Origin of the sequence: Janthinobacterium sp. PC23-8 (assembly GCF_002250505.1) — a bacterium.
Lineage (GTDB): Bacteria > Pseudomonadota > Gammaproteobacteria > Burkholderiales > Burkholderiaceae_D > Janthinobacterium.
The window spans coordinates 75,222-87,133 of the sequence record NZ_NJGY01000005.1 but is presented as its reverse complement, the minus strand read 5'-3'; the positions used below and the strand labels follow the sequence as shown (position 1 = coordinate 87,133).

The window sequence follows — 11,912 nt, the reverse complement described above, 5'->3', positions numbered from 1 at the left end:
GGCGCCGGCTGGGCGGCGGCACGCGCGGCGGCAACAAAGGCCGGACGACTCACCGGGGCGGCCGCAGGCGCGGCGGCAGGCACGCCTTCGGCGCCGCCCATGCCGGGCCGAAACGCCAGCATGCGCAGCAAGGTCATGGAAAAGCCTGCGTATTCGTCGGGTGCCAGGCCCAGTTCATTGCGGCCATGCACGGCGATCTGGTAGAACAATTGCACTTCCTGGGCGTCAAAGGCGGCCGCCAGGCGATTGATGTCGGCGTATTCCGGCAAATCGTGCGGCACGGCGGCCGGCACGCTTTGCGCCAGCGCGATCCGGTGCAGCAAGGTACCCAGGTCTTGCAGCGCATTGTTGTACGACAGGCTGCGCGAAGCCATTTCGTCGGCCACGGCCAGCAAGTCGGCGCCATCCTGCCGCGCCAGCGCATCGAGCAGACGCACCAGGTAAGACTGGTCGAGCGCGCCCAGCATGCCCTGCACGGCGTCGAGCGTGACTTCACCGGCCGCATAGGCAATCGCCTGGTCGGTCAGCGACAGCGCATCGCGCATGGAGCCGTGGGCGCCCTGGGCCAGCAGGCGCAAGGCCGGTTGCTCGAAGGCAATGCCCTCCTGCCCCAGGATATTGTCCAGGTGGCTGATGATATGGCCGGGCGGCATCTGCTTGAGGTTGAATTGCAGGCAGCGCGACAGCACCGTGACGGGGATCTTTTGCGGGTCCGTGGTGGCCAGGATGAACTTCACGTGTTCAGGCGGCTCTTCCAGGGTTTTCAGCATGGAATTGAAGGCGTGATTGGTCAGCATGTGCACCTCATCGATCATATAGACCTTGAAGCGCGCATTGCTGGGCGCATACACCGCTTGCTCCAGCAGCTGCGCCATTTCATCGACGCCGCGGTTCGACGCCGCATCCATCTCTATATAGTCAACGAAGCGCCCCGCATCGATCGCCGTGCACGCTTCGCACTGGCCGCAAGGCTGGGCCGTGATGCCGCCGGTGCCATCGGGGCCGATGCAATTGAGCGACTTGGCCAGGATGCGCGACAAGGTGGTCTTGCCGACCCCGCGCGTGCCCGTAAACAGATAGGCGTGATGCAAGCGGCCACTGTGCAGCGCATGCGTGAGCGCGCGCACGACGTGCTCCTGGCCGACGAGCGTCTCGAAATTCTTGGGGCGGTATTTACGGGCGAGGACTTGATAGGACATGCTGAGATTTTACCATGCGATGTTGCGGTGATCCTGCGCGGCGGGCGCAAGCCTCATGGCCGGGCCAGCCAAGGCGGCAATTGTATCGCATGACAGGAATCCATCGCCAAAACGAAAAAGCCGCCCTGGGGCAGCTTTGCGATGTATTTCCCGAAGGAGGCGAGCCTGATCTGCGGCACTCATGGTTAATAGCCGTGGCTGCTTCGTTCCCGACCTGACCAGGTTAGCCATGCCACGATGCGCAGGGGCCCGCCGGGGACAATTATAACCGGTCTGCGCCAGATTGGGGAAGTAGCCGTGCAAGCGCCCTCCCCATGCCCCTCTACAGGCCCAGTTCCTGCCAGATACTATCGACCCTGGCCTTGACCTCGGGCGTCATGGCAATCGTCGTGCCCCACTCGCGCGTTGTTTCGCCCGGCCACTTATTGGTGGCGTCGATGCCCATCTTGCTGCCCAGGCCGCTGATTGGCGACGCGAAATCGAGGTAATCGATCGGCGTGTTGTCGACCAGGGTCGTATCGCGGATCGGGTCGACGCGGGTGGTGATGGCCCAGATGACTTCTTTCCAGTCGCGGATATTGACGTCTTCATCGACCACCACGATGAACTTGGTATACATAAACTGGCGCAGGAAGCTCCACACGCCGAACATCACGCGCTTGGCGTGGCCCGCGTACTGTTTCTTGATCTGCACCACGGCCATGCGGTAGCTGCAGCCCTCGGGCGGCAGATAGAAATCGGTGATTTCGCTGAACTGCTTTTGCAGCAGCGGCACGAACACTTCATTGAGTGCCAGACCCAGCACGGCAGGCTCGTCGGGCGGCTTGCCGGTATACGTGGAGTGATAGATCGGATCGCGCCGCATGGTGATGCGGTCGATGGTAAATACCGGAAAACTGTCCTGCTCATTATAGTAGCCGGTATGGTCGCCATACGGCCCTTCGAGCGCATGCTCGTAGCCACTCGGATGGTTTTCGTCAGGATAGATATGGCCTTCGAGCACGATTTCGGCCGAAGCCGGCACGCGCAGCTCGCTGCCAATCGCTTTCACCAGTTCCGTGCGGCTGCCGCGCAAGAGGCCCGCGAACTGGTATTCGGACAGGCTGTCGGGCACCGGCGTGACGGCACCTAATATGGTAGCGGGATCGGCGCCGAGCGCGACGGCGATCGGATACGGCTTGCCTTTGGTCTGCAGCGCGTGCTCGCGGAAGTCGAGCGCGCCGCCCCGGTGCGCCAGCCAGCGCATGATGACCTTGTTACGGCCCAGCACCTGCTGGCGGTAAATGCCCAGGTTCTGGCGTTTTTTGTTGGGCCCCTTGGTAATCACCAGGCCCCAGGTAATCAGGGGAGCGATATCGCCGGGCCAGCAGTGCTGAATCGGCAGCCGCGCCAGGTCGACATCATTGCCTTCCCAGACGATTTCCTGGCACTTGGCGCCGCGCAGCTCTTTCGGCGACATGTCCCATACGGATTTCACCAGAGAACCCAGACCGAGCAGATCCTTGAAATCCTTCGGCGGCTCCGGCTCCTTCAGGCGCGCCAGCACGTGGCCGATCTTGCGCAGTTCGCTGACATCCTCGGCGCCCATGCCCAACGCCACCCGGCGGGGAGTACCGAACAGATTGGCCAGCACCGGCATGTCATGGTTGGTCGGATGCTTGAACAGCAAGGCCGGTCCGCCCGCGCGCAAGGTGCGGTCGCACACCTCCGTCATCTCCAAATAAGGGGAAACAGGGGTCGAAATAGTCTTAAGTTCGCCCATTTGTTGCAGTTGAGAAATAAAATCTCTTAAATCTGAATATTTCATGTGTTTTTAAATTTTTTTGACGTCGGACGCCGTTGCTGAAGGAACCATGCCAAGTAATTGATTTTATTGGCTTTTGGCACAATGCAAGACTAAATGTAAGACATAAAAGTAATAAAGAATGAATTCGTTAGTATTGACTTGATATAAAACGGCTCTTACAATTCGCCCAACTTGAACGAGAACGACGGCCCAGCGCTTGATTTTAGCGTTTCTCATTCATTCACGGAGTCGGGGCTCCACATGACATTTTAAGGAGTGTTTTCAAAAGGCGTCTGCCTTACCCCCGGTAGAAGTTGTATTGCAACTGATCCAATACCACAGGGACCGGTCAGCTCAAGCAAGCAATGACGGCGTCTCTCGCGCGCATCCATACGCGGCGACAGACGATGATATTTCTGATGCACGGCATTGGCAGCACCCATGACCGCGAGTTCGCGGAGGGGCTGTCTGTTGACGCGACATTTCGGGGAAACTCTATGACTCATCGTAGCACTGAAGCAGCATTGCCTGTTTCAACCGTGGCCAGCCAGCCAGCGTTGGCGCGTTTGCGCGCGCGCGCATCGGCAATCTCGGCACGTGGCGTGCTGACCACCGCCCAGCACACGCTGACCGTGTTCGGCATTTCCGCACTGGCACTGATCGCCTTGCTGATGTTCCGCCCTGACCTGGGCAAGCAACTGACGCACAGCCTGTTCCCGCTGCAAATGACGCAAGCGCAAGCAGTCGAAGCGCCAGCCCTGTCGGCCTTGATGGAAGCGCCCGCTTCCGTGCAGACCGCAGCCGCCGGCGCCGCGCCACTGACCAAGGAAGAAAAAGCCTTGCTTGGCACGCAAAAGCAGCAGCAATGGGTCACCAACTGGCTGTCCAAGCGCTACCGCGTGGCCAATGATGCGACCAATATGCTGGTCTCGACGGCTTACCTGACGGCGCGCGAAATCAAGCTCGACCCGCTCCTGATCCTGGCCGTGATGGCCATCGAATCGGGCCTGAACCCGTTCGCGGAGAGCCCGGTGGGCGCGCAAGGCCTGATGCAGGTCATGTCGAAAGTCCACCACGAACGCTTCCAGGAAATGGGCGGCGTGCAAGCTGCCTTGAATCCGGTCGCCAATATCCGCGTCGGCTCGCTGATCCTGAAAGACTACGTCACCCGCGGCGGCTCGGTAGAGGCCGGCCTGAAAACCTATGTGGGCGCCGCCAACTTCGCCAGCGACTCGGGCTATGGCTCGCGCGTGCTGGCCGAATACCGCCGTCTCAAGCAAGTGTCGGCCGGCCAGCGCGTGCCGACCAATACGCCGGTGATGGCCTCGAACACGCCAGCGCCAGCGAAGGCCTCCGCCGCCATGACTGTCGCGGAAACCGGCAGCCTGAGCATCAAAATATTGCCGCACAACGAGATCGCTGGGCTGTAGTAGCGCCGAAACATTAACTCAAAAACAAAAAAAGGGCAGACTTTACAGTCTGCCCTTTTTACATTGAATGCAGCCGAAGCCGCAGAACGTAATACTATGGATTACTTGCGCTTGCTGGCCACTTCGTCCTCGCGGAACTTCGCCGCCAGTTTGTCCAGCACGCCATTGACATACTTGTGGCCGTCGATACCGCCAAACGACTTGGCCAATTCCACCGCTTCGTTGATGACGACGCGGTAAGGAATTTCCATGTTGTTCTTCAGTTCGAAAGCACCGATCAGCAGGATGCCGTGTTCGATCGGCGACAGCTCGGCGATATTGCGGTCGATCAGCGGCGCCATGCTGTCGCGCAGCGCTTGCGAATCCTTGATGGCGCCGTACAGCAGCACCGTAAAATGATCGCCGTCCGCCTTGTCGAAGCCGTGTGCGGCGCGAATATTGTTCACGACGGTGGTCGCATCTTCATTGTTCAGCAGCCACTGGTACAGTCCCTGCAAGGCAAACTCGCGCGCGCGGTGACGCGGCGTGCGGTTTTTGCTGGGATTGGCGAGCAAATTTTTCTCAGTCATGATTGTTACCTGTTCTAAATACTACTTTACTGCAAATAGTGACGAATACCGCAGTGCCCGATCCTGGCGCAACCGCGGCGCAAGCACGATATTAGTCCTCGTCTGTGTCTTGCAACTCTTCCAGCGCTTGCGCCAGATTGGCCATTTCTACTGCTACCCGCGCTGCTTCCGCACCCTTGACCAGCATGCGTACTTCTGCCTGCTCGTCGTTTTCGGTCGTCAACACGGCGTTGGCGATCGGGATGCCGTAATCGAGACCGATGCGCGTAATGCCTGCGCCCGATTCGTTCGATACCAGCTCGAAGTGATAGGTTTCACCGCGAATCACGGCACCCAGTGCGATCAGGGCGTCGAATTGCTCGGTTTCCGCCATCTTCTGCAGAATCAGCGGGATTTCCAGGGCGCCCGGCACGGTCACGTGCAGGATATCTTCATCGGCCACGCCCAGCTTGCTCAACTCTTCCAGGCATGCCGACAGCAAGCCACCACCGACGATTTCATTGAATCGTGCCTGGACGATACCGACGCGCAAACCTTCGCCGGCAAAATTGGTTTCATAGGTTCCTACGGTCATCTTGTGCCCCTTATCAGTTGGATCAGTTCAATCAGGTATTGCTCTGGCCGGGATGGCACTGGAAACCCGTTACTTCCAGGTCGAAACCGACCATCGACGGCATCTTGCGCGGGCTGGCCAGCAATTGCATCTTGCTCACGCCCAGGTCGCGCAGGATTTGCGCGCCGATGCCGTAACTGCGCAGGTCCATGCTGGCGGCGCGGCCTTTCGGTTTGGCTTGCGGCGTATCGAGCGCGGCGAACTGGGCAAACAGTTCACTGGACGTTTCTCCACAGTTCAGCAACACCATCACGCCGCGTTCGGACTGCTTGATGGCGGCCATCGACGCGGCCACGGTCCAGGAGTGGGTGGTCGCTTCGCTTTCCAGCACGTCCAGCAGGGACACCGGCTGGTGCACGCGCACCAGGGCTTCCACACTGGCGTCCAGCTCGCCGTGCACCAGCGCCAGGTGGGCCGAGGAGCTGGGCTTGTCGCGGAAGGCGATCATGCGAAATTCGCCATGGGCGGTGCGCAGGGTCCGCTCGGCAACGCGCTCGACCAGGGACTCGGTCTGGCTGCGGTAATGGATCAGGTCGGCAATCGTGCCGATCTTCAGCTGATGTTGTTCCGCAAACACCAGCAGGTCCGGCAGGCGCGCCATGGTGCCGTCGTCCTTCATGATTTCGCAAATCACCGACGCCGGCGTGAGGCCGGCCATGGCGGTCAGGTCGCAACCGGCTTCCGTATGGCCCGCGCGCATCAGCACGCCGCCCTTTTGCGCCTTCAGCGGGAAGATATGACCAGGCTGAACGATGTCGGTCGGCTGCGTGCCCTTGGCCACGGCCACCGCGATGGTCCTGGCGCGGTCGGCGGCGGAAATGCCGGTCGTCACGCCTTCGGCCGCTTCGATCGACACCGTGAAATTGGTGCCGTAGGCGGTGCCGTTACGCGAAGTCATCATCGACAGGTTCAGCTCGTCGCAACGCTCTTCGGTGAGAGTCAGACACACCAGGCCGCGCGCATGGGTGATCATGAAATTGATTGCTTCAGGCGTGACGAAATCGGCGGCAAGCACCAGATCGCCTTCATTTTCCCGGTCCTCTTCATCGACCAGTATCACCATGCGGCCGGCGCGCAGTTCGGCGACGATCTCTTCGGTGCTTGAAATAGACATCTTCATCCTCTTGATAAACTGAAACTGATACAGGGAGCGCGAACATTGCCCGAATTCCCGGGAATTTTCTTATAACCTGCTATTTTAAAGGATTTACGTGCTTCAGGCCTGAAATAAGAACAATCGGCGGCCATCTGCGCCTGCACAACACCTGGCCCCATGGCAGGCGACACGGGGATTGCAAATCACATAAGATCAGGGGGCGGCCAGCGACAGGGCCGCAGTACCTTGAGCGCGCAGGCACTGCCCTCGCGCCCCCACTATGCACACTGACAGGAGTTACCATGAAAACAAGCGGTTCGGCCGCCTGGTCTGGCGGCATCAAGGATGGCAAGGGCGCCATCAGCACCAGGAGCGGCGCATTGCAGGCCTCCCCCTACGGCTTTGCCAGCCGCTTTGAAGGCAAGCCCGGCACCAATCCGGAAGAACTGATCGGCGCCGCCCATGCGGGTTGCTTCACCATGGCGCTGTCGCTGATCCTCGGCGAAGCGGGCCTGACGGCCGAGCAGATGGACACCACCGCCGAAGTGACGCTGGACAAGCAGGACGACGGCTTTGCCATTACCGCCGTGCACCTGGTGCTGAAAGCCAGGATTCCGGGCGCCGACCAGGCCACATTCGAGGCACTGACAGCCAAGGCCAAGGCCGGTTGCCCGGTATCGAAACTGTTAAAGGCCGACATCACGCTGGACGCTACACTCCTGGCTTGAGTTCCTTCAGCGGCGTCGCGGCCGTCACCCGGGTCACGGGCGCCACCGCAGGCCGCTGCGCGTCGCTCGCCGGCGGCGGACGGTTCATCAGGCCCGGATTCAAGGCGCTGTTGTTGATGTTATAGGCGGCAATCGCCGCCGCCACCGCCGGGTCTTGCGAGGACGGCTGCTGCACGGCCAGGGCGGCGTTCAGCGCCGCCTGCTGCTGGGCTTGCGCGTTTTGCTGCGCCTGCAGTGCCTGGGCGGTGGTGGCAAAGCCCGCATCAAGCTGCACCTGCGCCTCGCGCGCCACGGTTTGCGCCCGTTCGGTGGCCGCCAGGGCCGCCCGCTGTGCTTCGCTGGCAGCCAGCTGCGCCCTGGCCGCCTCGTCCTTTGCTTCCTGCACCTGTTGCTGCAACTGCGCCTGACGCGTTTGCCCGGCCCGTACCTCTTCCACCCGCTCGCCTTCCACCTGCGCTGCATCCTGCTGTTGCTGCGCATGCTCCTGCGCCACCGTCTGCGCTGCCGCCGCTTCGCGCTCGATGCGCCCGGTTTGCAGGTGGCCCTGTTCGCCGTCAAGCTGCTGCGCCTGCGCCGGCGGATTGCCGAGCTGAACTTGTTGGTTCTGCTGTAACTGCTGTGCCGCTTGCAAAGTGGAATGTTGTTGCAACTGCTGTTGCTGGCGCAGTTCCTGCAAACCCTGGGTCAGGTCTTCCGTTTCCAGCTGCTGCTGCACTTCCAGCTGGCGCTGCGCCAGTGCCTGCTGCTGGGCGAGCTCCGGGTGTTGGGTCAAAGCCTGCTGTTGGGCCAGGACTGGCGCTTGTGCGGGCTGATCGGGCTGCGCGGCTTGCGTGACAGTGGCGGCGTCAAAGTCGGTGGTATCGCTATTGGCCGGCGCGCCCTGCCGCAAGGTCAGGGCGGCGCCCACTTCGGCCAGCACGTCCGTACCTTGTTGCAATATATTGAGCGTGCCCGCGCGGTCGGCCTCGAAGGCCGCCTGCAGGGCGGCCACGTCGACGGGGCGATTGTTTTGCAGGTCGATGCCGATGCGCGCCAGGTCAGCTTGCGTCAAGGCATCGGTATTTTGCGCCAGCGCCTCGGACGCGCCTGGTGCGACTTGGCCACTGAGCAAGGCAAAGCGCTGCGCCAGGTCGTCCTGCGAGCCGTCCGTCATGGCCAACTGGCCCGCATCGACGCCGCTGGCGCGCAGCTGGGCAAACGAGTCGCTCAGCTGCCGGGCCAGCGCCACCAGCGCGTCGCTGGCCGCCAGCGCCGGGTTCGCGGGAGTGGCCACCTCATCGTCCAGCCCTTGCAAAGCGAGCAATTGCCGGCGCGATAACGCCACGCCCGACAGGTATTGGCCGAGCGGTGAAATATCGACCTGGGTCGACGCGACAAGGGGATTGGCCAGCGCCGCATTGGCCAGGATGGCGGCAGACGCAGGCGTGACGGGCGCGGCATTGCCGACCCGGGCAGACGCTGGCACCACATTGGCCAGCGTCGCAGTCGAAACGGGATCCATGGCATTCCTTTACAGCGCAAAGCGCCCAAAACCCCATTATGCGCGCCTGGCGAAAAAGGATCACACGGTTGAGGGGCGTTGCCGGCCCTCCGGCCTGCAGGCTTAAGCGGCTACCTTGGCGACAGCTTTGTCCAGCGACAACATGCGCTCGACATAGCGCGCGATCAGGTCGATCTCCAGGTTTACCCTGGCGCCCACCGTCAAGTGTTTCAATGTGGTCATGGCAATGGTGTGCGGGATCAGGTTGATCGAGAAACGGCAGCCATGGACGGCGCCAGCACCCAGGTCTTCCACGCGGTTGACCGTCAGCGACACGCCGTTGACCACCACCGAGCCCTTGAAGGCCAGGTATTTCGCCAGGTCCTGGCCGGCTTCGATCACCAGCTCCCACGATTCGCCGACGGCTTCGAACTTGCGCACCACGCCCAGGCCGTCCACATGGCCGGACACCAGATGGCCGCCCAGGCGCTCGGCCAGCGTCAGCGCTTTTTCCAGGTTCACTTCGGTGGTGGTGTCGAGCCCCACGGTGCAGTTGAGGCTTTCGCGCGAGACGTCGACGACAAAGCTGGTATCGGACTTTTCCACCACCGTCATGCAGGCGCCGTTGATGGCGATCGAGTCGCCCAGCGCCACGTCGGCCAGCGGCAAGCCGCCCGCATTGATGGACAGGCGCACGCCTGCGTCGAGGCCGCCTGCCAGCGGTTGAACGGTGTCAATTTTGCCAATGGCGGCAACAATTCCTGTAAACATGATGGACCTGTCAGTGAGTAGGAGTAACGGTGTTGAAACGGGCGAGGATGCGCAGATCGTCGCCGGTTTTTTTGATGTCATGAAAATGCAAACGGTATTGATGATCAAGGTCAGCCAGCGCCGGCAAGCCGAACATGCCTTGCGCGTCGCCGATCAGGCTCGGCGCCAGGTACAGCAGCAATTCGTCGACGCAGAGCTCGCGTATCAGCGAGCCATTCAGTTTTGAGCCAGCCTCGACATGCAGTTCATTGATCTGGCGCCGGCCCAGTTCCAGCATCAGCGCCGGCAGGTCGACCTTGCCTTGCGCGTTCGGCAGCAGGATCACTTCGGCGCCCGCCGCGCGCAGCTGTGCTTCCTTTTCAGGGTTGGACACGGCCGCCACGATCCAGGTGCCGCCGCCGGCAAGGACGCGTGCGTCCAGGCTGATGTCGAGCCGGCTGTCGACCACGATGCGGCGCGGCTGGCGCGGCGTGTCGACGGCGCGCACATTCAGTTGCGGATCATCTGCCTTCAACGTGCCGATGCCGGTCAGGATGGCGCAGGCGCGCGCGCGCCAGGCGTGGCCGTCGTCGCGCGCCGCCTGCCCGGTGATCCACTGGCTGCGGCCGTTATGCAAGGCCGTCATGCCGTCAAGGCTGGCAGCCGACTTCATGCGCACCCACGGCCTGCCGCGCTCCATGCGCGAGAAAAAGCCGATATTGAGTTCACGCGCCTCGTCGGCCAGCACGCCGGCGGACACTGCGATGCCGGCCGCCTCCAGCTTGGCCAGGCCCTGCCCCGCCACCAGCGGGTTCGGGTCCGTCATGGCGGCCACCACGCGGCCGAGACCGGCGCGCACCAGCGCATCGGAGCACGGCGGCGTGCGGCCGTGGTGATTGCACGGCTCCAGCGTGACATAGGCGGTGGCGCCGCGCACATCATTGCCGCGCGCGGCGGCGTCGGCCAGCGCCTGGATTTCTGCATGGTTCTGGCCGGCCGCCTGGGTCACGCCCGCGCCGATCACCTTGCCATCGGCGACGATCACGCAGCCGATGCGGGGATTGGGCGAGGTCGCATACAGCCCTTTGCGTGCCCATTCCAGGGCCAGGCGCATGCCGTCCGTATCATTGAGTATGTCCACAGGCTTCTACAATTCGATCATGGTTGACGGGTATGGCAAGTGCGGCAATGTCAGCTGTCGCCGACGCCGCCGCAATTGGCCGTATCGCGTTGCGGATCGCACACGCGCACGCGGCCCAGCATATTGATTTTAATATGTCGTGCCTGATTTCCCAAAATCAAGGACATCGTGCCCCAGCGCGCCGCCAGGCTATTCGTGGCGCTGCAACTGCGTCCCGCGCCATTGTAGGCGATATACAGCGGCTTGGTTGCCGAGGTAAAACCAAAACGCACGTCGATGCCGCCCGCCAGCGGCCCCTGGCGAAACAGCAGTTCGTCGCCCGCGTCGTAAGCCACATTAGCGTTGCGGTCGACAAAGACCAGCCAGCCCTGGCGCCAGTCGAGGCCGCCGCTACCGGCCGGCATCAGCAGCACTCGTTGGCCGCGCGCCATGGCCAGCGCGCGCGTCAGTTCGATTGCAGAATACAAATCGTTCGACGCGGCCCGCAGTCGCTGGCGCGCCAGCATCTCTTGCAGACTGGGCAAGGCGGCGGCCGCCAGCAGGATGGTCATCGCCAGCACCGCCAGCAGTTCGAGCAAGGTATGGCCATGCTGATCACTTTGGCGCGGGCCGGCCATGGCGCGCATCTTCAAGGCCAGCACCGCGCGGCCGGCCCACTGCTGCCGCGCTCGCCCGTGCTGCTCAGGCTCAAGATGCCGCAGTCGGCGTCCGTGAAGCGCTGGTCCACCCTGGCCGTGCCCGGCCTGGCGCGCAGCAGCACGCATTGCGCAAGCGTCGATTCGGGACAAGGCACGGCGTCGATTTCATAGGCGCTGCGCACCGCGCCTGCTTGCGGCTCGTCGCCGGACCACCATTGAAACTGCATGCCTTGCGCATCCTGCGCGTCCGCCGAAAACGCCAGGTAGCGGTTGTTTTGCGTGTAATAGCGCTCCTGCTGCTGCATCAGTTTCAGCAAGCTGGCCTGCCCTTGCACCCGTTTGGCGCGCACCACCTGGCCGTGGTAGAGCGGCAAGGCCAGCGCCAGCAGCAAGGCGATAATCACCAGCACGGCCATCAGTTCGATCAGGCTGAAGCCGAAGGTACGGCGGCGAATCGATAGGCTCGTTGACATGAATGACCT

Annotated in this window: 12 protein-coding genes and 1 other RNA gene; 2 read left to right on the top strand and 11 right to left on the bottom strand. The window is 62.3% G+C overall.

All coding sequences use genetic code 11. The features are described from left to right. The 3 genes from dnaX to ubiD all read right to left on the bottom strand — a co-directional run. Positions 1-1,199, bottom strand: a 1,199-nt coding sequence (dnaX, locus tag CD932_RS29595; RefSeq protein WP_254926779.1) for a DNA polymerase III subunit gamma/tau, incomplete at its 3' end; no start/stop codon positions are given. Positions 1,200-1,354: 155 nt separating this feature from the next. Continuing rightward, positions 1,355-1,453: signal recognition particle sRNA small type (gene ffs, locus CD932_RS26870), an RNA gene on the bottom strand. 68 nt (positions 1,454-1,521) lie between these two features. Next, complete coding sequence (gene ubiD, locus CD932_RS26865) at positions 1,522-3,006, bottom strand: 4-hydroxy-3-polyprenylbenzoate decarboxylase (RefSeq protein WP_094445954.1); 1,485 nt, start codon at positions 3,004-3,006, stop codon at positions 1,522-1,524. A gap of 584 nt (positions 3,007-3,590) precedes the next feature. Here ubiD and CD932_RS26860 point away from each other — a divergent pair. After that, a complete protein-coding gene (locus CD932_RS26860) occupies positions 3,591-4,415 on the top strand; it encodes a transglycosylase SLT domain-containing protein (RefSeq protein ID WP_176461165.1) in 825 nt (274 codons plus the stop codon). Positions 4,416-4,516: 101 nt separating this feature from the next. Here CD932_RS26860 and nusB read toward each other — a convergent pair whose 3' ends face one another. From nusB to ribBA, 3 genes are all read right to left on the bottom strand, one after another. Beyond that, on the bottom strand, positions 4,517-4,984 hold the full coding sequence (gene nusB / locus CD932_RS26855) for a transcription antitermination factor NusB (protein WP_094445952.1): 468 nt from the start codon (positions 4,982-4,984) through the stop codon (positions 4,517-4,519). A gap of 91 nt (positions 4,985-5,075) precedes the next feature. Beyond that, positions 5,076-5,558 (bottom strand): 6,7-dimethyl-8-ribityllumazine synthase, encoded by a 483-nt coding sequence (gene ribH, locus CD932_RS26850; RefSeq protein WP_094445951.1) that lies wholly within the window; start codon positions 5,556-5,558, stop codon positions 5,076-5,078. Between the two features lie 31 nt (positions 5,559-5,589). Next, complete coding sequence (ribBA, locus tag CD932_RS26845) at positions 5,590-6,711, bottom strand: bifunctional 3,4-dihydroxy-2-butanone-4-phosphate synthase/GTP cyclohydrolase II (RefSeq protein WP_094446140.1); 1,122 nt, start codon at positions 6,709-6,711, stop codon at positions 5,590-5,592. Between the two features lie 284 nt (positions 6,712-6,995). Here ribBA and CD932_RS26840 point away from each other — a divergent pair, with 284 nt between their 5' ends. Then, a complete protein-coding gene (locus tag CD932_RS26840) occupies positions 6,996-7,421 on the top strand; it encodes an OsmC family protein (RefSeq protein ID WP_094445950.1) in 426 nt (141 codons plus the stop codon). On the opposite strand, the gene CD932_RS29090 is transcribed toward CD932_RS26840, so the two are convergent. From CD932_RS29090 to CD932_RS26815, 5 genes are all read right to left on the bottom strand, one after another. Then, a complete protein-coding gene (locus tag CD932_RS29090) occupies positions 7,405-8,922 on the bottom strand; it encodes a hypothetical protein (RefSeq protein ID WP_094445949.1) in 1,518 nt (505 codons plus the stop codon). The genes CD932_RS26840 and CD932_RS29090 overlap by 17 nt on opposite strands. A gap of 102 nt (positions 8,923-9,024) precedes the next feature. Continuing rightward, a complete protein-coding gene (locus tag CD932_RS26830) occupies positions 9,025-9,672 on the bottom strand; it encodes a riboflavin synthase (protein ID WP_094445948.1) in 648 nt (215 codons plus the stop codon). Positions 9,673-9,682: 10 nt separating this feature from the next. Next, positions 9,683-10,765 carry a bifunctional diaminohydroxyphosphoribosylaminopyrimidine deaminase/5-amino-6-(5-phosphoribosylamino)uracil reductase RibD gene (gene ribD, locus CD932_RS26825; RefSeq protein ID WP_094445947.1) on the bottom strand — a complete coding sequence of 361 codons (1,083 nt, stop codon included), beginning with the start codon at positions 10,763-10,765 and terminating at the stop codon, positions 9,683-9,685. Between the two features lie 77 nt (positions 10,766-10,842). Continuing rightward, positions 10,843-11,409: a GspH/FimT family pseudopilin gene (locus CD932_RS26820; RefSeq protein WP_176461152.1), complete on the bottom strand. Its 567-nt coding sequence runs from the start codon at positions 11,407-11,409 to the stop codon at positions 10,843-10,845. A gap of 11 nt (positions 11,410-11,420) precedes the next feature. Continuing rightward, complete coding sequence (locus CD932_RS26815) at positions 11,421-11,903, bottom strand: type IV pilin protein (protein ID WP_094445946.1); 483 nt, start codon at positions 11,901-11,903, stop codon at positions 11,421-11,423. Positions 11,904-11,912 lie beyond the last annotated feature (9 nt).

Excerpts from the sequence above, each read along its gene's own strand:
- ubiD (WP_094445954.1), bottom strand. The coding sequence starts at position 3,006 with ATGAAATATTCAGATTTAAGAGATTTTATTTCTCAACTGCAACAAATG.
- nusB (WP_094445952.1), bottom strand. The coding sequence starts at position 4,984 with ATGACTGAGAAAAATTTGCTCGCCAATCCCAGCAAAAACCGCACGCCG.
- ribH (WP_094445951.1), bottom strand. The coding sequence starts at position 5,558 with ATGACCGTAGGAACCTATGAAACCAATTTTGCCGGCGAAGGTTTGCGC.
- ribBA (WP_094446140.1), bottom strand. The coding sequence starts at position 6,711 with ATGTCTATTTCAAGCACCGAAGAGATCGTCGCCGAACTGCGCGCCGGC.
- CD932_RS26840 (WP_094445950.1), top strand. The coding sequence starts at position 6,996 with ATGAAAACAAGCGGTTCGGCCGCCTGGTCTGGCGGCATCAAGGATGGC.
- CD932_RS29090 (WP_094445949.1), bottom strand. The coding sequence starts at position 8,922 with ATGGATCCCGTTTCGACTGCGACGCTGGCCAATGTGGTGCCAGCGTCT.
- CD932_RS26830 (WP_094445948.1), bottom strand. The coding sequence starts at position 9,672 with ATGTTTACAGGAATTGTTGCCGCCATTGGCAAAATTGACACCGTTCAA.
- ribD (WP_094445947.1), bottom strand. The coding sequence starts at position 10,765 with ATGCGCCTGGCCCTGGAATGGGCACGCAAAGGGCTGTATGCGACCTCG.
- CD932_RS26820 (WP_176461152.1), bottom strand. The coding sequence starts at position 11,409 with ATGGCCGGCCCGCGCCAAAGTGATCAGCATGGCCATACCTTGCTCGAA.
- CD932_RS26815 (WP_094445946.1), bottom strand. The coding sequence starts at position 11,903 with ATGTCAACGAGCCTATCGATTCGCCGCCGTACCTTCGGCTTCAGCCTG.